This window comes from Algoriphagus lutimaris (assembly GCF_017051705.1).
GTDB classification, from domain to species: domain Bacteria; phylum Bacteroidota; class Bacteroidia; order Cytophagales; family Cyclobacteriaceae; genus Algoriphagus; species Algoriphagus lutimaris.
Genome location: NZ_JAFIDJ010000002.1, coordinates 1,034,872 through 1,056,079 on the forward strand (window position 1 = coordinate 1,034,872; position 21,208 = coordinate 1,056,079).

20 protein-coding genes are annotated in these 21,208 nt (G+C 39.5%); 14 read left to right on the forward strand and 6 right to left on the reverse strand.

Going from position 1 to position 21,208, the window contains the following annotated elements; all coding sequences use genetic code 11:
* Positions 1 to 88 precede the first annotated feature (88 nt).
* A complete protein-coding gene (locus JYB62_RS15100) occupies positions 89 to 1,315 on the reverse strand; it encodes a Glu/Leu/Phe/Val dehydrogenase dimerization domain-containing protein (protein WP_205646247.1) in 1,227 nt (408 codons plus the stop codon).
* Positions 1,316 to 1,388: 73 nt separating this feature from the next.
* Positions 1,389 to 2,462: an anhydro-N-acetylmuramic acid kinase gene (locus JYB62_RS15105; protein WP_205646248.1), complete on the reverse strand. Its 1,074-nt coding sequence runs from the start codon at positions 2,460 to 2,462 to the stop codon at positions 1,389 to 1,391.
* Between the two features lie 102 nt (positions 2,463 to 2,564).
* On the opposite strand from JYB62_RS15105, the gene JYB62_RS15110 reads away from it, so the two are divergent.
* From JYB62_RS15110 to JYB62_RS15155, 10 genes are all read left to right on the forward strand, one after another.
* Positions 2,565 to 3,281 carry a type III pantothenate kinase gene (locus JYB62_RS15110; RefSeq protein WP_205646249.1) on the forward strand — a complete coding sequence of 239 codons (717 nt, stop codon included), beginning with the start codon at positions 2,565 to 2,567 and terminating at the stop codon, positions 3,279 to 3,281.
* A complete protein-coding gene (locus tag JYB62_RS15115; protein ID WP_205646250.1) occupies positions 3,271 to 4,554 on the forward strand; it encodes a hypothetical protein in 1,284 nt (427 codons plus the stop codon). The genes JYB62_RS15110 and JYB62_RS15115 overlap by 11 nt, the downstream gene beginning before the upstream one ends.
* A 12-nt stretch (positions 4,555 to 4,566) precedes the next feature.
* Positions 4,567 to 5,868: a tetratricopeptide repeat protein gene (locus JYB62_RS15120; RefSeq protein ID WP_205646251.1), complete on the forward strand. Its 1,302-nt coding sequence runs from the start codon at positions 4,567 to 4,569 to the stop codon at positions 5,866 to 5,868.
* Between the two features lie 88 nt (positions 5,869 to 5,956).
* Positions 5,957 to 6,502, forward strand: a complete 546-nt coding sequence (lptC, locus tag JYB62_RS15125; protein ID WP_317194677.1) for an LPS export ABC transporter periplasmic protein LptC — start codon at positions 5,957 to 5,959, stop codon at positions 6,500 to 6,502.
* A 248-nt stretch (positions 6,503 to 6,750) separates the two neighbouring features.
* The gene (locus JYB62_RS15130) at positions 6,751 to 8,031 is read left to right on the forward strand and encodes a hemolysin family protein (protein ID WP_205646252.1); all 1,281 of its coding nucleotides are present in this window, start codon (positions 6,751 to 6,753) and stop codon (positions 8,029 to 8,031) included.
* Positions 8,032 to 8,116: 85 nt separating this feature from the next.
* A complete protein-coding gene (locus JYB62_RS15135) occupies positions 8,117 to 10,225 on the forward strand; it encodes a peptidylprolyl isomerase (protein WP_205646253.1) in 2,109 nt (702 codons plus the stop codon).
* An 83-nt stretch (positions 10,226 to 10,308) separates the two neighbouring features.
* On the forward strand, positions 10,309 to 10,575 hold the full coding sequence (locus JYB62_RS15140; protein ID WP_205646254.1) for a DUF493 family protein: 267 nt from the start codon (positions 10,309 to 10,311) through the stop codon (positions 10,573 to 10,575).
* Positions 10,576 to 10,587: 12 nt separating this feature from the next.
* Entirely contained in the window at positions 10,588 to 10,821 is a 234-nt protein-coding gene (locus JYB62_RS15145; RefSeq protein WP_205646255.1) for a 4a-hydroxytetrahydrobiopterin dehydratase, read from the forward strand.
* Positions 10,818 to 11,513, forward strand: a complete 696-nt coding sequence (rsmI, locus tag JYB62_RS15150) for a 16S rRNA (cytidine(1402)-2'-O)-methyltransferase (protein ID WP_205646256.1) — start codon at positions 10,818 to 10,820, stop codon at positions 11,511 to 11,513. The genes JYB62_RS15145 and rsmI overlap by 4 nt, the downstream gene beginning before the upstream one ends.
* A 19-nt stretch (positions 11,514 to 11,532) precedes the next feature.
* Positions 11,533 to 12,336 (forward strand): inositol monophosphatase family protein, encoded by an 804-nt coding sequence (locus JYB62_RS15155; RefSeq protein ID WP_205646257.1) that lies wholly within the window; start codon positions 11,533 to 11,535, stop codon positions 12,334 to 12,336.
* Between the two features lie 2 nt (positions 12,337 to 12,338).
* Here the strand turns inward: JYB62_RS15155 and JYB62_RS15160 are convergent, their stop codons facing one another.
* Positions 12,339 to 13,247, reverse strand: a complete 909-nt coding sequence (locus JYB62_RS15160) for an AEC family transporter (RefSeq protein ID WP_205646258.1) — start codon at positions 13,245 to 13,247, stop codon at positions 12,339 to 12,341.
* Between the two features lie 104 nt (positions 13,248 to 13,351).
* On the opposite strand from JYB62_RS15160, the gene JYB62_RS15165 reads away from it, so the two are divergent.
* Complete coding sequence (locus tag JYB62_RS15165; protein ID WP_074226022.1) at positions 13,352 to 13,579, forward strand: hypothetical protein; 228 nt, start codon at positions 13,352 to 13,354, stop codon at positions 13,577 to 13,579.
* On the opposite strand, the gene JYB62_RS15170 is transcribed toward JYB62_RS15165, so the two are convergent.
* The gene (locus JYB62_RS15170; protein ID WP_205646259.1) at positions 13,576 to 13,950 is read right to left on the reverse strand and encodes a UDP-glucuronosyltransferase; all 375 of its coding nucleotides are present in this window, start codon (positions 13,948 to 13,950) and stop codon (positions 13,576 to 13,578) included. The genes JYB62_RS15165 and JYB62_RS15170 overlap by 4 nt on opposite strands.
* 159 nt (positions 13,951 to 14,109) lie before the next feature.
* Between JYB62_RS15170 and glyA the strand changes: the two genes are divergently transcribed.
* From glyA to rpiB, 3 genes are all read left to right on the forward strand, one after another.
* Complete coding sequence (gene glyA / locus JYB62_RS15175; protein ID WP_205646260.1) at positions 14,110 to 15,378, forward strand: serine hydroxymethyltransferase; 1,269 nt, start codon at positions 14,110 to 14,112, stop codon at positions 15,376 to 15,378.
* A 16-nt stretch (positions 15,379 to 15,394) separates the two neighbouring features.
* Positions 15,395 to 16,258 carry a twin-arginine translocase subunit TatC gene (gene tatC, locus JYB62_RS15180; protein WP_205646261.1) on the forward strand — a complete coding sequence of 288 codons (864 nt, stop codon included), beginning with the start codon at positions 15,395 to 15,397 and terminating at the stop codon, positions 16,256 to 16,258.
* Positions 16,259 to 16,442: 184 nt separating this feature from the next.
* Entirely contained in the window at positions 16,443 to 16,880 is a 438-nt protein-coding gene (gene rpiB / locus JYB62_RS15185) for a ribose 5-phosphate isomerase B (RefSeq protein ID WP_205646262.1), read from the forward strand.
* Positions 16,881 to 17,070: 190 nt separating this feature from the next.
* On the opposite strand, the gene JYB62_RS15190 is transcribed toward rpiB, so the two are convergent.
* Positions 17,071 to 18,021, reverse strand: a complete 951-nt coding sequence (locus JYB62_RS15190; protein WP_205646263.1) for a pepsin/retropepsin-like aspartic protease family protein — start codon at positions 18,019 to 18,021, stop codon at positions 17,071 to 17,073.
* Between the two features lie 424 nt (positions 18,022 to 18,445).
* Positions 18,446 to 20,536, reverse strand: a complete 2,091-nt coding sequence (locus tag JYB62_RS15195) for a toll/interleukin-1 receptor domain-containing protein (RefSeq protein ID WP_205646264.1) — start codon at positions 20,534 to 20,536, stop codon at positions 18,446 to 18,448.
* Positions 20,537 to 21,208: the final 672 nt, after the last annotated feature.

Below are 21,208 nucleotides of genomic sequence, written 5' to 3' on the forward strand. Positions count from 1 at the left end.
TTTTGGGTGAAAGACCCCAATAGAGAAATAACCGCTAGCAAGAATAATTCAAAAATTAACCTTTGCTAGCGATTCTACCTACTATTTTTTATACGAGTTGTGCTAGGGCTATTTTAAAGGAGCTTTGAGCTATGTTGGTCTTTTCTGGATTTTCCTGAAATGTTTTGTTCAAAGCCTTTTCTATCGTCTTGCTTACATCATTGAATATTGCCTGGTCGGTGACTTCAGCTTTCTTGCTCATCAAATAGGCAAATACTCTGGCCATTCCACAATTGGCAATAAAATCCGGAAGGACTGAAATTCGCTTATCTGCCCATACGCCAATAGGTCCAAAGAAAATTTCAGGGTCTGCAAATGGAACATTCGCTCCGCAGGAAATTACTTCCAATCCTGCATTTACCATACGCTCTACTTGGTTTTGAGTCACTAATCTGGATGCTGCAGCAGGAATAAATATTTCACTGCTAATATCCCAGATTTTTTCACTGATCTCCTCGAAAGGAATCATGTCTTTGGCTACCAGTTTGTTTCCTTCTCTGGCGATAAATAGTTCTCGTACTTCATCCAGACTCAGCCCTTCTTCACGAATGATTCCCCCTTCCCTATCAATAATCCCTACCACTTTTACTCCTTCTACTGCCAGAAAACATGCGGCTGCAGCGCCCACATTACCCCATCCTTGGATAACTGCTCGCTTTCCTTTGATCTGACCTCCCCATATTTTATAATAATGTCTTACAGCCTCTGCCACACCATATCCCGTAATCATATCGGCAACCGTATATTTCTTGGGTCCATTGGGCGTATAATGAGGATCTTCCAATACTTTGGAGACGCCTTGTCTTAACTGTCCAATCTTTTTGATTTTTTCCGGTTCTGTGGCATGAAAGTGTCCATTCACGATTCCTTCCTGAGGATGCCAAAGTCCGTAGGCTTCCGTAATAGGGATCACTTCATGGATTTCATCCACATTCATATCTCCCCCTGTTCCATAATAATTTTTCAACAGCGGCATAACAGCCTTATACCAGCGCTGAAGCACTTCGTTTTTTCTAGGATCATTCGGGTCGAAATTTATCCCTGATTTGGCTCCACCAATTGCGGGGCCAGAAACAGTGAATTTAACCTCCATGGTTTTGGCAAGAGATTCTACTTCTCGTTTGTCCAGTCCTTTGCGCATGCGGGTTCCACCTCCTGCAGCTCCTCCTCTTAAGGAGTTGATGACTACCCAGCCTTCGGCTTCAGATTCATTGTCGCTCCATTCAAAAACAATTTCAGCTTTTTTGTTTTCGAACTTCTTTAATAAGTCGTGCATTAATTTTTGGGTTTATATCTGCCCCAAAAATATAAAAATTTAGCCCCCCTCATAAATTTTGTGGAAGAGCAAATCAGCCAAAGATTGTTCCTCCAGAAGAATCTCTGCTCGCATGAGTAACAGAAGCCAGACAATTTGGTTCTCCCCTTAACCTGAGCACTCCTAAAAATCCAAAAATCAATGCTTCTTTAAACTCTATCAGTTCGTTGGAAGCTTCAAATTGTTGCCAATTACCTTGGAGCTGATGATGGAGCCGCTCTATAAAATATTTATGATAGGCACCTCCTCCTGTGAGGAGAACCCTTGGCTTTTCATGGAGCGAGTAGGTTTGAATTATTTGAGCGATTTGAATCGCATAATGCTCAGTTAGAGTGGCTAATTTATCTTTTTCAGTAGCGCGGCTTGATTGAAGGATGGGTGAGAACACCTCGTCCATATCCTCTCTTCCAAGAGATTTGGCCCCTTTCTTTTGATAAAAAGAAATCTGGTTTAGTTTTTCCAAGAGCTCATTGTCCACCTGTCCTTCACGGGCCCATTGCCCATCTTGATCATAAGGGCTTCCCAGTTTTTCCGCTATCGGGTTCAGTAAGAGGTTGAATGGACTACAGTCGAACGCAATTCGTTGTCCCTCCCATTGCATACTGATATTGGAAATGCCCCCAAGGTTGATGCAAAAGTCCAAATTGGGGAAAAGGAGTTGATCACCTATAGGAACCAAAGGTGCTCCTTGTCCTCCAAGTTGCACATCCAGCATTCTGAAATCATTGATTACTTTCATTTCCGAAGCTTGATGCAGTGCCCATCCATTGCCAATTTGTAAACTCAATCCTTTTTGTGGCTGATGGAATACGGTATGACCATGGGAACAGATTGCGATCGGAGAAATTTGCTTTTTAGAGCAGAACTGCTTCACTTCCTGACCCATCCATTTTCCAAATGCTACATCCAGGTAATTAAGATCCAGCGCATTCAATAGATGGGCTTTTTGGAGCTGTTCACCCAATTGGTCCGGAAAAGGGATGGTGATTGCTTCTAGAATCTCAAATTGCCAAGAGTCGGATTTTTCAAAATGGCAATAAGCGACATCTAAACCATCTCCTGAAGTTCCTGACATCAATCCTATGATGTGGTAATTAGCGTTGCTCATGGGTTAAAGTTTGTTAAGTATGGAGCAATCCAAAGATAATTTGCTGCTGTAGAAAAGCCCTCTTTTTTTTAATGCCTAATTTGCAGTCTATCCTATTTCTGAATGGACAATCTAATCATTGATATTGGCAATACCAGAATCAAATCGGCCTTGTTTAAGGGGACTGAATTTGTAAATGAATCAGTTTTTATAGATTTGCCCACTGCTTTGCAATATTGGAAAGGTCTTACTTTTCAAAATTGCTTGATAAGTTCTGTGAAATGGACGGAAAAAGATCTTAAAATTCAAATTCCATTTCCATTTATATACTTATCCACCAATCTTCAATTTCCTATTGGCAATGCTTACGGTAGCCCTGCAACACTAGGCTTGGATAGAATGGCCGCTGCTGTGGGAGGTTGGAAATTGGCCGGAACAGGTCCTGTGCTGGTAATAGACATGGGGAGTTGTATGACTTTCGATTTGGTAGATGAATCTAATACCTATCGAGGAGGAGCCATCAGTCCGGGGTTGTTGATGAGGGCCAAGGCAATGAACGCATTAACTGCTCGACTTCCTTTGGTGGAAGTGTCTGGTAAGCCGGAAAATTTTATCGGAACCAACACCATCAGTTGTATGCAGATAGGTATTTGGTATGGGATTGAATCAGAAATTCTAGGCCAAATCCAAAAATATGAGCAAAAATTTCCCCAAATAAAGGTCTTTGTTTGCGGTGGAGACGCTCAATCTTTTGAATCATTAGCAAAAGACCACATATTTGTAGTCCAAAATTTAGTCCTTCATGGATTGAATTGTATTCTAAACCACAATGTTGAGTAAAATCAAATTGCAATTGCTGGGTGTAATCTGCACCCTTTTCTTATTTAGTGAAGCCCAAGCACAGTCTTCAGCTTCTACGTATAGTGCCTTGGGCATTGGTGAATTTAATTATTCAGGATTAACTCAGAACCAGGGAATGGGAGGACTTGGAGTTAGTTATGGTACTGGGTGGAATGCCAATGTCGTCAACCCGGCATTGACTACTTACAACACCATATTTAATTTTCAGGCAGCCTTGAATTATAAAAGATTCAATGCTAAAAATAATTCTGAATCTTCTGATGTTGATGGTGGAGGTCTCTCCTATGTAGCCATGTCACTTCCGATAAAGTCAGGAAAAGTGACGATGGGACTTGGGTTGAACCAAATCACCAGTGTGAATTACCGACTTCAGGTAGAGAGCGCGGTAGAAAATGCAGAGTTAAGAGCCTATAATTATGTGCAGGGAGATGGAGGTATTTCGGAAGCTTACATGAGCTTTGGGGTGAAAGTTGCCAAGAATTTCAGCTTAGGTGCGCAGGCTTCTTATCTTTTTGGGTCCACTATTCGAAACAACCAATTGTCACTTTTGAATGATAATAACAACCAAGTGGGGAACACTACTGAATATTATGAAAGATTAACAGTTAGTGATATTGGCCTTAAAGCAGGTGCACATTACGTTGCAAAGCTTTCTGACAAGAATAACTTACACTTTGGTGCCATTTATCAGAATTTGGGGGATGTTAGTGGAAAAGCCTTTGCCAAATTGGCTGCTTTAGGTGAAGCTAGCGATCCCGATTCAGATGGTGATTTGATCGCCAATGATGAAAAAGGCAGTATATACATTCCAAATCGCTTCGGATTTGGGATAACATTTGAAAAAATGAATAAATTCGCCCTCGGTTTGGAGGGGCAATATCAGGATTTTAATAAGTTTAAATCCTTTTTTGGAGAGAGCCTTTCTTTAAGGGAAGCCATTAAAGTTGGTTTGGGATTTCGGATCGTACCCGATTACCTAGCGATTGACAGTCCATTGAAAAGAACTACTTATCGATTTGGATTAGAATATCAGCAGACTCCCTACTATCTGAACCAGACAAATATCAATGATATTGGCATTAACTTTGGAGCTTCATTTCCAGTTAATCAATTATCGTTGGTGAATTTGGCAGTGAAGGTGGGACAACGCGGCACTACCGATAATGGCCTGATCCAAGAAAATTATGTGAACTTCACGTTTGGATTTTCACTTAATGATAATAGTTGGTTTTATAAACGAGTATTTGAATAAAGCATAATAACCATGAAAATTAAATCAACCCTATTAGGTCTAGCAGCCGTTTTGATGGCTGGCGTGGTTCAAGCGCAAGATGGATGGAATTGGCCATCTGATCCTGCGCAAGAAGCCAAAGCAAGAGAATTGAATGCTGCATATACTGACTATATGAAGTCAGAGCAGTATGTTGACGCAACGAAGCCATTAAGTTGGTTACTAGTGAATGTTCCAGAATTAAATGAGTCTTTGTATATCAACGGGACTAAAATTTATGATGGTGCAGCAGATGCAGTTTCTGATGAAGCTCAAAAAAGAGTGTATCAGGATTCAGTTATTGCCCTTTATGAAAAAAGAGGTGAATTGTATGACAATGAATCAAAGTGGATCGAAAACAAAGCTTACTATGGCTATCAATATTACAAAAGTGATAAAGAGAAGCTAAAAGGAGCCATCAAAGATTTCGAGAAGGCAATGGAGTTGAATGGTACGATCAACTACCAATTGACAGCTGCTTACTTTGATTTGGTCTACAGAAACTATGCTTATAACAAAGCTTACACTCCTGAGGAGATTTTAGAGATCCACGATAAAATCCAGGCGATGCTTGCAGAAGCAGAAGCTGGAGGAAAAGATGTTACCAGCCAAAAAGGTACCTTAGAACAATTGTTGGTGGCAATGGAATTGATCGATTGTGATTTCATCGAAAACACCATGGGCCCTAAATTGGCTGCTGATCCTTCTAACGAAAAATTAGCTAATCAAATCTTTAATTACTCTGTACAATACAAGTGCTTCTCTTCTGATGCGTTCTTGCAGGCTTTGGAAATCATTGATAACAATAATCCTACATTCGCAACTTCTCAGGTAAGAGCAATGAGGTACCTACAGGAGAAAGATTACGAAAAAGCAGAGCCAGTATTGGAGAAGGCCATGACCTTGGCTGAGAACGATGCTCAGAAGGCTGAAGTGAAATTTGAATTGGCGAAGATCTATGGAGCTAAAGGCCAAAAGTCTGCTGCAAGAGCTGCTGCTAAAGAAGCTGCTGCAATGGATGAGTCTAAGTCTAAAGATGCTTGGAAATTGATCGGTGACTTGTACATGGGTTCTATGAACGATTGTAAAGGTGGAGAAAGCCGTGCAAAAGATTACTCTATTTACATTGCTGCTTACAATGCATACCAAAGAGCTGGTGATAATACAGGAATGGCCAATGCCAAAGCTAGATTCCCTTCCAAAGAGGAATTGTTTACTGAAAGTTTACAAGTTGGTTCTACCATCAACACTGGATGTTGGATTAGCGAAAGTGTAACTTTGGCTACAAGAGATTAATCTAAGATAATATTCTAAAAAGGGCAGCTACACGGCTGCCCTTTTTGCGTTTACTACTTATCATTTAATTTTCATTTATCTTTGTAACGTGAAGTATAGCACCCTTACTATCTTACTTTCTATTTGTGTGATGGCATTCTCTTCCTGCCGGGAAGATGTGGATGCGGCTGCCTTGCAGGTGTATGATGGGCCGATGAATACCTCCATTAATATCAATTTGGTTTCCAGTGATTCAGCCATTATAAGATCTGAAATCAAAGCTCCCAAGCAATTGGAGTTCGAAAATGGAAATTTGGAATTTCCAGAAGGGATTGACATTACTTTTTTTGATAAAGCGGGAAATATAACTACCACCATGCGGGCAGACAGAGGATATTACCTCCGAGAAGATAACATCTATAAAGGTGAGGGAGATGTGCAGGTGGAAAATCTGGAAAAGGATCAGGGTTTGAAGGCGGAAGAAATATTCTGGAATCCCAATCAAAAGAAAATTTATACGGAGAAATTTGTTACGGTTCGGGACGGGCAGACACTTTTTAATGGAACAGGGATGGAAGCGGACGAAAGCTTTTCCAATTATAAGTTGAAAAATATCAGAGATAGTAGGACCTTACTTCCTGGAGAAGAGAAATAAACTCCACATATATTAGATTTACCGAAAAATATTAGATTGAAATTACCTGACGTCCTTATTTTATCCCTTGCGCTAGCATTAGTAATCATTGGAATTCATCTCAGCCTGAGCCAAGGCGTAGAAGTGTCCTATCCAGTTTTTATGTTTGCGGTAGCCTTACTATTTTGGTTTCAATATAGAAGGACCAACGACCCAAAAGACCCCCAAAAACCAAAACAAAAAACTAAAAAGCGGATAAAGCATTAAACATGGATGTTTCTTATTTGATATACGTGATTATCACGCTGCTTTTTTCAGCATTTTTTTCGGGAATGGAAATCGCTTTTATTTCCTCCAACAAGCTTCAGATTGAACTTCAGCGAAAACAGGGGTCTTTGGTAGGGAGAGTACTCAGCACCTTCGTCAACAATACTGGACAATTTATCGGCACTACCTTGATGGGGAATACTGTCTCCTTGGTGCTCTATGGTATTTTCATGGCATTCCTGTTAGAGGATCCTTTAAACATGATGCTGCCGGAAGGCTTTAACAATGAAGCGCTTGTATTGGTACTCCAAACCGTGATTTCTACATTGATTGTATTGGTGACGGCAGAGTTCCTTCCCAAAAGTATTTTTATGCTGAACCCAAACAGCATGCTCACCTTCTTTGCATTGCCTTTTTTGGCAATCTATTTCTTAATGTACCCTATTGTTTGGGCGGTGGTAGGGCTTTCCAGATTCTTCATCACCAAGATATTGAGACTGGAATACAGTGAAGACAAACCGGTTTTTACCGTGACGGATTTGAATAGCTTTATCCAAAATCATTTGACCCAGGAAAAAGAAGAGGGGAAAGTGGATATAGATACCAAGATTTTTGACAATGCGGTGGAGTTTAAAACGGTACGGGTGAGGGAGTGCATGGTGCCAAGAACCGATATTGTGTCTGTAGAAATTGAGGATACCATTGAAGAGCTGAAAGAGGTATTTGCAGAAAGCGGTCACTCCAAGGTGATTGTATATCGTGAAACCATCGACGATGTGATTGGCTATTGTCATCAACTGGAATTGTTCAAGAAGCCAAAGAGCATCGAGGAAATCCTTACCCCTATTATCATTGCACCGGAATCAGCCTTGGCTAATGAACTGCTTATACAGTTTATTCAGGAAAGAAAAAGTTTGGCTTTGGTGGTGGATGAATTTGGGGGAACCAGCGGAATTGTTTCCATGGAAGACATCATTGAAGAGATCTTTGGAGAGATTGAAGATGAGTATGACAATGATGATTTGATCGAACAAAAGACCGGAGATCATGAATATTTGTTAAGTGCCCGTCACGAAATAGATTATTTAAATGATAAATATGGATGGGATTTACCTTACGGTGATTTTGAAACCTTGTCAGGATTAATTCTCTCTTTGACAGAAAACCTGCCCAAGAAGGGCGAATCGGTCGTTTTTGGTCCCTATACGTTTACGATTATGACCAAGCAAGACCATAGAATTGACTCAGTTAAGCTGAAAATTAATAGCTCGGGGATTTTTTAGATAAATGTTTGATTCAGAATATATTTTGAATTTCGACCCTAATGCTATTATTTTGCGACACTTCTAAAAAAGCGTAGAAATACAAATGGCGTTAATTAAACAAATAAGACAGAGAACGGGTCTCGCAATCGGTGTAATTGCCGGCGGGTTGATTTTATTCCTATTGGGTGGAGATTTGCTAAGTCCAAATTCCTCCATACTCAATTCAAATCAAAATGTTGTTGGGGAAATCGCAGGAGAGGAAATCTCCTATGAAGAGTACGTGGCAAGCATTGAGCAATTTAGAGTTGCTTTTCAGCAAAGAACAGGAAGAGCTCCTTCCGAGCCAGAAATGTTCACCGTAAGAGAGCAGGCTTGGCAGGCATTGATCGTTGAAAAGGTATTCAACGAAGAGTATGAAAAGCTTGGCTTGACGATCTCTGATGCAGAATTAGTGGATATGGTGCAGGGGAAAAACATTGTTGCCGAATTGCGTCAGCAATTAGTAAACCCTCAAACCGGTGAATTCGACAAGTCTCAATTAGTATCATTCCTTCAGTCTTTAGAAAATGCTGATCCTACTCAGCAAGCTTTCTGGGCTCAGCAGGAACAGCTATTTGCGGAATCCAGATTGAGAATCAAATATGACAACATGCTAACCTTCTCTGAATACGTAACTTCAGTAGAAGCAAAGCACGAATATGAAGCTGCTAATACCATTGCAGACGTTTCTCATTTGTTTGTTCCTTACTATGCAATTGCTGATTCAGCAGTTTCAGTGAGCGAAAGCGAAATGAAAGACTACCTAAGCAAAAATCAAAGCAAGTTCAGAACTGGCACTAGTGCCAACATTGAATATGTAAGCTTTAGTATTTTACCAAGTAGTGAAGATTCTGCTGAGGTGATTTCTGAAATCCAAAGCTTGACAGAAGAATTGAGAAATTCTGAGAATGACTCTGCATTTGTCGCTAGAAATTCTGAATCTCAGTTTCCTTTCTTTACATATGCTCCAGGTGCTAACCTTCCTGCAAGTTTCACTTCTAATGTAGATGAAATGGAAGAGGGTGCTACTTATGGTCCATTTGTAACTCCTAATTCCACCTATATTACTTACAAAGTAAGTGATCAATACGAAGGTCCAGCTAGAATGAGAGCATCTCATATCTTGTTGAGCACTGAAGGAATGAATGATGCGATGAAAGCAGCTGTCAAAGAACAAGCAGAGCAGATTTTAGCTGATTTGAAAGGTGGAGCTAACTTTGCCGTTACTGCAAGCCAGTATGGTCAAGATGGTACTGCTCAAAATGGCGGTGACCTTGGATACTTTGCGAAAGCAGATTTCGTAGAACCATTTGCCAATGCAGTGTTCGCTGCAAAATCAACTGGTTTGATCAATAATGTGGTTGAAACTGAATATGGTTACCATATCATTGATGTTACTGGAATGCCATTAACTCAGTATACTAAATTGGCAGCCTTGGAAATTGAGTTGGTAGCAAGTGATGCTACTAGAAATGAAGCATTCAGAAATGCAGATTCTTTTGCTGCCGAGAGCGGAAACAGAAACCAGTTTAAAGAAAATGCCGCTGAACAAGGTTACAGAGTTTTGGAGGCAAGTAATGTAGATGCTACTAGCAGAAACATCAACAACATCCAAAATGCTAGAGAAGTAATTAGATGGGCATTTACAGAAGCTTCTGCCGATGAGGTGTCTCCAGTATTCGAATTGGATAACAATTATATAGTTGCTTCTTTGATCAGTAAGAAAGAAGAAGGAGATGCGAAATTGGCTGATGTTCGTACTCAAGTAGAAGCACAGGTTAGAAATGATAAGAAAGCTGCCATGATTGCTGAGAAGTTAGCGGGTAAAGCTACTTTGGAGGAAATGCAAGCAGTATTCCCTGAGGCTTCATTAAATACTACTCCAGATTTGAAGCTAAGTGCTTCTGTGATTCCAGGCGTTGGATTTGCTCCTAGAGCAATCGGATCCATCTTCGGGTTGAAGAACGCTGGTGACATGACTGCACCGATTAAAGAAGATGTAGGAGTGATCGTTGGCAAGCTAAACAGCTTGAACCCAGCTGCAGAATTAGGAGACTATAGTGGTTTCCAAAGTCAATTGACTCAGAGTGCTTCACAAAGGACTTCCTATCAGGTCATGATGGCCTTACAGGATCTCGCAGATGTGAAAGACTACCGATATAAATTCTTTTAATTAAAGAAGCTCATCGGAACCCATGCCAATCGGCATGGGTTCTTTGTTTGAAGCTATTTCTAATCACATTGAATCGGAATACTATGGAAAAGAATTTTGATAGAGAAAACTTTAAAGAGAAATTAGAGGAGTCAGGACAATTTCCTATGCTCTATATGTTTAAATTTATAGTTCCAAAAGGAAAGGAAACTGAGATCGAAGCATTGTTTCCTAAGAATGAGGTAAAATTAAAGCCAAGCTCTGGAGGAAAGTACATAAGTGCCACTATTCAGGCGATGATGGAAACATCAGAGCAGATCGTGGAACTCTATGAAAAAGCAGCAAAGATCGAAGGAGTTATCTCACTTTAAAAACAACAGAAGATGTGGACCGAAGAAGACAATAAACTCAAGCAAACTTTTAAATTTAATGATTTTCAAGAGGCATTCGCTTTTATGACCCGTGTGGCTTTTCTAGCGGAAGCTTCCCAGCACCATCCCAATTGGAGCAATGTGTACAATCAGGTAACCATTGAGTTGACTACACATGATGAAGGAAATACAGTGACTGAAAAGGACCGGTCGTTAGCTAAAGAAATTGATGCCCTGATTAAATGAGTGAAACGTCTCGTCCCAATCTATACATTGTCCCTACACCCATAGGGAACTTAAAAGATATCACTTACAGAGCGGTAGAAGTGCTGAAGCAGGCAGATGTTATCCTTGCGGAAGACACGAGGACAAGTGGCGTTTTATTAAAGCATCTGGAGATATCCCGTCCTTTGCAGAGTTATCATATTTTCAATGAGCACAAAGCAGTTGAGAAATTGGTAAGTAGGATGAAGGAGGGAGAGCATTTTGCCTTGATATCAGATGCTGGAACCCCGGCTATTTCAGATCCTGGATTTTTATTGGTGAGAGCAGTACTGGAAGCCGGTTTGGAAGTTCAGTGTCTCCCAGGACCAACTGCATTTGTTCCCGCCTTGGTTAACAGTGGGCTTCCCAATGATCGATTTGTTTTCGAAGGGTTTTTGCCTCATAAAAAAGGCCGTAAGACCCGAATAGAAAGTCTGATGGAGGAAACCAGGACGATGATTTTTTATGAATCTACCCATCGGATACAAAAAACACTGCTTCAATTATCCGAAGCTTTTGGAGAAGATCGTCAAGCCTGCGTTTCCAGAGAATTGACGAAACTACATGAAGAGAATGTCAGAGGTTCACTGGCAGAATTAATAGAATATTACAATACCCACTCAGTCAAAGGAGAAATTGTTTTAGTAGTAGCCGGAAAGAACTCGAAAGCCTAATTAACAAACCTATTATTTTATGGATACCCAGATTCAATTAAGTGCGCTCCTGGAGCAAACTCAGGAAATTGCAAAGAACGTCGGTTCTTTTATCAGAAAAGAGCGTCAACATTTCAGTGCAGATAAAGTGGAGCACAAAGGATTTAACGATTTGGTTTCTTATGTAGATAAGGAAGCCGAAAAAATGATTGTAGCTGCTCTATCCAAAATCCTACCAGAAGCGGGTTTTATCACAGAAGAGGAGACCAATACTACCCAAGCGGATCAATACAATTGGGTGATTGATCCATTAGACGGAACCACCAATTTCATTCATGGAATACCTGTTTTTGCAGTGAGTATTGCCTTGATGGAATACGATGAAGTGATTTTGGGCGTGGTATATGAAGTGAATAGACATGAATGCTTTTATGCCATGAAAGGTGGCGGAGCTTTCTGTAACGATACTAAAATTAAAGTGAGTTCTGCTCCAGACCTGTCTGCTTCCTTGATTGCAACAGGCTTTCCTTATTACAATTTTGAATTGATCGATAAGTATTTGTTTGCCTTAAAGACCTTTATGCAAAAGACCCACGGAATTAGAAGATTTGGAAGCGCTGCAACAGATCTTTGCTATGTGGCCGCTGGAAGGATTGAAGGATTTTTTGAGTACAACCTGAATTCATACGATGTGGCTGCCGGTGCTTTGATTGTTCAAGAAGCAGGGGGAGCAGTAACCGATTTCTCAGGTGGTAAGAATTATATTTTCGGAAGAGAGATTATTGCCAGCAATCACCACATTCAAGAAGACTTTACCAAGGAGATTCAGGCAATCTGGCTATAGGATTAGCCCAACAAGTAATACCAGAACAACAAACTGAGTCCGGCGATAGGAATGCCCAAGCCTGCCAATAGCGTGGCTAATTTGGGCCTTAGATCAAAGCTGATGGCTACGATGGAGCCAGTGATCATAGGTGCCATGGCACTTTCCAAGACGGTTACTTTGAACGTAAGGCTATCCTGAGGTAGAAAATTACGATAGATTAGCCAGACCAGGATGGGAGCTAAAATCAATCGATACCCCATTCCCATCCAGAAATAACGTGATTTTAAGGAGTCAAAATCCAAAGAGAACTTTAACCCAATGGCAAATAAGGCCATTGGGGCCATCGTTCTTCCAATAAGTTTGAGCAAGGGCATTAGAAACTCGGGAGTAGGAACCCCCAGAATGCTCATCACTAAGGTGCCCATTAGAAATCCAAAAGGAGGAAAGCTGATGATTTTTATGGGAATGCTGCTGAGCTTTCCACTTTTATGACTGTAGAGTGACCCCACAATGATCGACAAAGAAGAAACCAATAAGAAGGATCCTCCTTGATCAATCAATAGAGCAATAGGCATCCCTTCCTTTCCATAGAGACCTTCCACAATCGGAAATCCCAAAAATGAAGTGTTGGCCAACCCTGCGACAATGATCAGACAGCCTGTTAAGCCTCGATCCCAGTGCAACAATTTTCCTAAAATCCCGAAGATGATCCAGGAAGTGATAAAGGTAAACCAGGCTGCAGAAATGGGGATCAATAAGCCCCATTCAGCTTTGATTTGTGGGATATAAAGCAATGCCAAGGCAGGCAATACAATATTCAATAAATAAAAATTGGTCCATTTTGTAGCTTTTTCGGTAGGGAATCCGTCTCGATTTTGAAGAAATAATCCCAAAAAAAGCCCTAAAACTGCAATGATTACTGGTATCATGTAGTTTTAGGATAAAATTGAATAGCTATTAACATAAAATTAATTTTCAAATTTTGTATCGTATTGAAAATCAGCATACTTTTACCTGACCTAAATAAATCTATATGACGAAACTTGTACCTATTTCAATTGAAGGGCGAAAATGGATTCAACTTTCACAATTAAGTTCGAAACAAGCTCAACAGCTTAAATCTTGGCTTCCTGTCAATAGTTTGAAGAAAATCCTATTTCAAGGAATGGAATTAAATGAATGTGTAGACTTTTCTACCTATGAATATTGGTTCCGCTCTCGTCATGTATCCAACAGAAGCCAAAATGCCTTAGATTTTTAATCTAAACCTGCATTTTCCCTTTTTTCTTCAAAATATTTTTCCAGCTCTGGGTAGAAAGCACTTTCTGCCTTCGGAATCCCATATAGGGTCATTTCGATATTTCCTTCATTCGAATCCTGATTCACTTGAATTCCTTCCAATAGATACACCAAATCCTCAAAATTTAAGGGTTCAAAGCTAGAGGCTGGATAAAGCATAAAGTCATTTCCATAAAAATCTACCGCCTCGAACTGAATCTTTCCCTCTATCCAGTGCGCATAGATGCTGATCTGTTCTCCCCATTGACTTTCCGGATACTGCATCCTGACCAATAGCACCGATGTAGTATCTTCTTGAAAATAGGTTTCAGGTGTAAATTTGAAATCAAACATGCTGCTAAAATAGTGAATCTGTGAAAGGAATTCTTTAATCTTTGATCAAAGCAGTATTTGGATTGGAATATCAAGAGTTTCAGGCTATTTTTGGGCTCGTTTTTGGGCTGTGATAATCAGCTCTTAATCCATAGCTAATCCGCTTTCAAACCCCTGATTATGAAAAGAGATACGGTAATATTTGATCTAATTGCCCAAGAAGAGGACAGACAAAAGAGAGGAATCGAACTGATTGCCTCCGAAAACTTCACCAGCAAACAAGTAATGGAAGCAGCTGGAAGCGTGTTGACCAACAAATACGCAGAAGGTTTACCAAACAAGAGATATTATGGTGGATGTGAAGTAGTCGATGAAATTGAGCAGTTGGCGATCGACCGTGCCAAGAAATTATTTGGAGCTACTTGGGCGAATGTGCAGCCTCACTCTGGGGCGCAGGCCAATGCAGCGGTATTATTGGCTTGCCTGAAAGCAGGTGATCCGATTTTAGGATTTGACCTTTCTCATGGAGGTCACTTGACTCATGGTTCTCCGGTGAACTTTTCAGGTAAATTATATGAGCCACATTTCTATGGTGTGGAAGAAGAGACTGGAAGAATCGATTACGATAAAGTGGAAGAGAAGGCCTTGGCCGTTTCTCCTAAATTGATCATTTGTGGTGCTTCCGCGTATAGCCGTGATTGGGATTACGAAAGATTGAGAGAGATCGCCGATGAAGTAGGTGCGCTTTTGTTGGCGGATATTTCCCATCCATCCGGATTGATCGCGAGAGGTCTATTGAATGATCCATTGGAGCATTGCCATATCGTAACGACTACCACCCATAAAACGTTGAGAGGCCCAAGAGGTGGTTTGATCTTGATGCGTGAAGACTTCGATAATCCTTGGGGATTAACTACTCCAAAAGGAGAAATTAAGAAAATGTCTTCCTTGTTGGATATGGGAGTTTTCCCAGGTACCCAGGGAGGTCCATTAGAACATATCATTGCTGCCAAAGCAATCGCTTTCGAAGAGGCGCTTTCGGATGAATACATGGAATATGTGTTGCAAGTGAAAAAGAATGCATCCGTCATGGCAGAAGAGTTCGTACGTTTAGGATATCAAATCATTTCAGGTGGTACAGATAACCACATGATGTTGATCGATCTTAGAAATAAGGACTTGACTGGTAAGATAGCTGAACAGACTTTAGGCAAAGTGGATATCACCATCAATAAGAACATGGTTCCGTTTGATACCAAATCTCCATTTGTCACTTCAGGAATGAGAGTAGGTACTGCTGCCATCACGACCAGAGGCCTGAAAGAAGATGATATGATCAAAATTGTAGGTTTGATTGACCGCGCATTGGTAAATCACGAAAATGAAGCTGAATTGGCTACCATCAGAAGTGAAGTCAATGCATGGATGAATCAGTTTCCATTATATTAGAATTTAAAAATCACCCGTGGCGTTAGATCAATATCAAGATGAGGAAGAAGAAGGAATGTCCTTTTTGGACCATTTGGAAGCCCTTCGTTGGCACCTTCTTCGTTCTGTTTCTGCAATTTTAATACTTTCTGTTGCTGCATTCGTAGCCAAAAGCTTTGTCTTTGGAGTCGTCATCTTGGGACCATCCAAGGTAGACTTCGTGACTTATCGATGGCTATGTAACGTCAGTGACTATTTCGGTATCACTGCTCTTTGTATCGACGAATTGCCATTTACGATTCAGAGTAGGCAGATGACCGGGCAGTTTACCATGCACATGACATCGAGTTTTGTGGTAGGATTTATTGCAGCCTTTCCTTTTGTATTCTGGGAAATATGGAGATTTATCAGTCCGGGATTATATGACCAGGAGAGAAATGCTGCTCGAGGAGCCGTATTCTTCGTCAGTTTACTGTTCTTCTTGGGAGCGGCCTTTGGATACTATATCCTATCACCACTTTCCATCAACTTCTTGTCAAACTACCAGCTGGATCCTTCAATCCTGAATGAGTTTGATATCACCTCCTACATTTCTACCCTCACGATGTTGGTCTTGGCTTCTGCCATCATGTTCCAACTTCCAGTAGTGGTGTATTTCTTGGCCATGTCAGGTTTGGTGTCTTCCGCCATGCTAAAAGCCTATAGAAGACATGCCATTGTAGTGATCTTGGTGCTTTCTGCGATTATTACGCCTCCGGATGTGATTTCTCAGGTCTTGATTGCCATGCCGATCTTGGTGTTGTATGAGGCCGGAATTCAGATTGCGAAACGTCTGGAAAAGAAAAGAGCGATCAAAGAAGCGGAGGAAGAAGCAAGAGATGCAATGGGAAATAGGGATTGAGGATGTAGGATTTGAGATGTATGATGTAAGATTTTGTTTTATTGTCATTTCAAACAAAGTGAGAAATCTCTAATCATTCGTTAATCGAGTCATTTCGACCTCACTTTCTTTGTCATTTCGACCGAAGGGAGAAATCTCAGAATCATCAAACTACTCAGAATAGCAATTAAAAAAACATAAAATCATGGCAAAGAAGATAGCAATAGGAGGAGATCATGCAGGTTTTGAATACAAAGCCCAACTAGTCGCCAAATTAGAGTCCTTGGGATATGAAGTGAAAGACTTTGGTCCATTCTCTACGGCTTCCGTGGATTATCCGGACTATGTTCATCCGTTGAGTGATGCGATCGAAGCAGGAGAGTATGAACTCGGGATCGTGATCTGTGGAAGTGGAAATGGGGTGGCGATCACTGCCAACAAGCACCAGGGAATCCGTGCGGCCCTTTGCTGGAATGAGGAATTGGCAGCTTTGGCTAGACAACATAACAATGCCAATGTACTTGCTTTGCCAGCAAGATTTATTTCCTACGAACTAGCTGAGAAATTGGCCAAGATCTTCTTGACTACCGAGTTTGAAGGAGGAAGACATCAGAATCGAGTGAATAAGATTGCTTGTAGCTAATGCGATTAAATAATAGAGAACAAGCCCAAACTTGAGTATTCAGGTTTGGGCTTTTTTGTAAGGTTTAGTATAGGGTTTTTGGTGGTATCGAAGTACTTTCCTGTAAGGGAAACCAAAGCTGGTTAGGGAGCGAAAACCTTGATATCAGAAGTTCCCTGCCATTAGCTATATATATTGTTACCAAAAAAAGTTATTGTTTTTTCACTCCAAATTTATTGTTGACCAAATCAATGACGATCACATTGTCTATGAAAAAGTCATTTCCTACTAGCCCGTCAATCCCAACCTGATTCAAGGTTTCTACAATTTTTTGCTCTTGGGTAAAAAGAATATTCTTATTTGCACTTAGCTTCATTTCCCCCAATTCAATAGGAGATTCAATTATTGATTTTTCAAATGTGGCCAATGTCCCCCAACTATTCAACTTTACGGTGTCTGTAGGAGTTGAATTACTTTTTACTTTATCAAAGAAAGCTTTATCAATTGTAGTTATCGCAGATATGGACGCTCCTGTATCATAAATGAAGTCATAGCTTTGTCCATCAACTGCTAAAGAAATGAATATTTTGCCGTATTTATATTCAAGTGGTGCTAGACGATAGTCTGATTTGTCGAATTTGCTCTCATCGTTAAGAATGGTAATTGTAGTATTTGGAAAATCAATGAGAAGAATTTTGTTTTCCACCTCATTAGCTCCAATTGACCCAATTACCGAAAGAGAATCGTAGCTTTTTTGGTCTCCATAATCTTTGTAGATGAATAAGGTATCGACCGAAGAACTGTAATTACCAATACTGGTGTTTACTCTCAGTATTTCATAGTCACTTCTGGCAACAATCTTTCTTTTTAAATGGGGATGTGCTGAAAGAATTGTCTGAAGGGGGTTCTCATAAATTGCTGAGACATTTAAACCTAAATCTAACTGCATTTTAAATTCTCTATCAATTGAATCTATATAAACTGGTAAGAACATCGCGCCGTGCTCATACTTGATACCATCAAGTTCAAAGCCTTGCCATTCGAATTTAATTTCATTTTGCAGCAATTCATCAGTGTTCGATCTTTCAGTTTTTTGATCGCCTGAGTTGCAAGAGGACAGGGCAAGTGTAAGAATGATGCAGATTTTTAGGAATGAGTTCATCTTCTATGATGGTCTGTTTTTGAGATCAATTGTAATTTTTGCTAACACTTGTATCAACCCAAGTCCGACTATTCTATTGCGTATATAGCTATATTGTCCACAGGGGAATTTGGTGTTGTGGAAACCAAATTAAGAATTTCGGTTCTGACTTCCTTAGCGATATTGAATAGTTCGAAATTTATTTACCTTCTTTATTAAAAAAGTGCCTCAGATCGTGCTGAAGGAATTGCAAATTCCTAATAATAAAAAAGCGTAGATGCATCCGTTAGGTATGGTGGTTTATCCTTAGGGGGGAAATATTTCGAACGATCAAAATTATTTCCCCATTTAAATAAACGATTAGTTTAAGCTTTCACTAACTTATTTAGAAAATTGTGATTAGCAATACGAGTTTGTTGCATTAGTCTTAAATGTTGAACATCTCTTACAATTTTATAAAATTCAAATAGAGGTCATTTAAATCTTCCTGTGTTAGTGTATGTATTTGACCCTGATTATTGAGCCAGGCAATAATTTGTTCAGTGTTCAGTACTAAAGCTCTTAGACTATCAAATTCTTTTTTAAAAGGCGCTTGATTACTTAATATTCTTGAAATTTTATTTCTATCGGCAGAATCTACCATCATGATTGGAGCTCCTTTTGCCAGGCTTTCTAAGGTGTCATTGATTTCCAATTGACGGTCATAATTCGATATAAATTCTGTAAATTTCAAATCCCATATTTTAACATAGTCTAAACTTGCTGTAACTATTTTATTGCCATCAGATGAAAAAGAAATACTTGAAAACTTTTCAAACCTAGAAGGTCTTAAGACAGCAATAGTATCTCCCGTTTCAGATTTCCGAAGAATTGCATCTCCCATAATGCTTCTTGTTGCGATGATCTTGTCGTCAGGCGAAAATTTAGCTTCACGGAAAAAATCCAAACTTTTTCCTTCATGAAAATTGGTAATAATTTCCCCTGTATTTACATCCCAAATTCTGCTTAAATGTGGTTTAATATATGGACTAAAATAAAAAACCTTATTCCCGTCAGTTGAGAAAAAGAGTTCTGATGAAAAGTGAATGTATTCTTTTAAATTGCTAATTTGCTTTTGGCTTTCTCTATCCCAAATGCTCACATTGTATTCAGAATTTCCAATCGGCTTGAAAGTCATGATTTTTGCCCCATCAGGAGATAATCTGCAACTGGCGCAATCCAAATCATCAATCAATTCACCTGTTTTAACATCCCATATTCCAGCAGCCCTTTTTCCACTATTTGTAAGATAATTGACTATTATTTTAGTTCCGTCAGGGGAAAAGTTTGCGTTATAAATAGACACATCATTCTCAAGTGGTTTAAAAATTTGGACGTTGCCTGGAATACCTGTTTTAGCATCATATATTATAGGAGGGCCTTTAGCATAAATTATCATTACTTTTTCTCCATCTGGTGAGAATTCTATTCCCTGGTTTAAATTGTATTTAGTATCTACCGCTGATAACTCAATCAAATTATCTGATTTATAATCGTATATAACACCTGGTATTACAGAATTATCTTTGTTAAAGGCAATTGCTATTTTATTTTCATCTGGAGAGATTGCGGCGCTTGTAAGTTGCACTGGCAGCGGGGTTCCATTTATTTTATTAGAAGAATACTTAAACCTATTCCCATTAATTTTTTTTTCATAAAAGAGCAGTTTTTTCTCTACGGCATTTGACCAAATATCCTCTAAGGTCTTTTCAACCGAATAATATTTCTCTTGAGATAGACGGTCATTTGATGGATGTTTTTTGTAACCATATTCCGCCAAACGAATAGCTATTGTTGGATCATCATTTGTTAAATCTTTTGCAATTACTGACACCAATAGGCTTTGGGCTTTATTATTTTCAAAAATTGCTTTTACTGCCAGTATTGTTGCAGAAATTAAAAGCAAACTAAGAACTATGAAAACTCCATTTCTTAACCTAATCATTTTGCGATGAATAGACACTTCCTCACTGGCCAGGTCATTGGGAGCTTTACCATGTAACTTGGCAGCTAGTTTTAAAATCTCTTTTTTAAAAATGGGATTATTCAACGAAAGGTCTTGCTCCGTTTTAGATTGGCGCAAATCAATAAAAAAGGGTTCATCCGTGAATTTGTCATCCAGAGTAGGTGGCAATGAATTTTTATCTGGATTTAGAAAACAATTATTTTGATTATCCCATTCCATTTTGCCCGCAGTTAAGGCAATTAATATTTTGTCAATCGATTTATGTTCCAGCCAGTATTCAACTTCCTTGTTAACCCAAGGCGAATTTTCAGATATTGGAGATGCCAATAAAATAAGGTATTCTGATTGGTCCAATGCTTTAGTTATATTCCCCCATAGATGTGGGGAGGCATCCAGGCTTGATTCATCCCGAAAGATTTCCAAGTTTCGTTTTCTTAACCATGGTTTTGCAAATTTTTGCAATGCATTTTGGAGTGCAGGAGCAAAATTGTCATCTGAGGAATGTGAATATGAAATAAATGCGTTATACATGGAGATCTATTATTTTTCAGCTTGAAGGTTAAAATTGTATTAACCCAATTCCGACTATTCCATTGCCTATATATCTGCCTAGCCCACAGGGTTATTCGGTCTTGCGTAAACCAAATTAACAATTTCGATTATGACTTCCTTGGCGATATTGAATAGTTCGAAATTTATTTATCCACTTTATTGGTAAAGTAATTCCGATCGCTCTAAGGGAATTTCAAATTCCTAATAATTGAAAAGCGTAGATGCACCCGATAGTTATCGTGGTCTACGCTTAGGGGGGAAGGCACCAAACCAGAGTGAATAAAATTGCTTGTAGCTAATTCAGGAGGTTTCATCAATCAAAAGCCCATCTTGTTAGAACAAGATGGGCTTTTTTGTAACATTTGTATATACGCATTGCGTATATTTCCATTATAGTTAGAATAGGAGCTTGGGTTTATAAAGCGTTGAAAATCAGATATTAATAAATCGTAACCGACAACAAACGACAACAATCATTTGTTGTCGGTTAAAAGGCTGGATTTAAGCCCAATCCCACTAACTCTTGAAGTACGGAAACTAAAAGTTGAGTTCCTATACCCAATACTGGGTATTTTTTACTTTTTTGAGCTGTTTTCAGTATTACCTCCACCTATTTTTGGGTTTAGTTATAGAGTTTTTTTGTTCGACCAC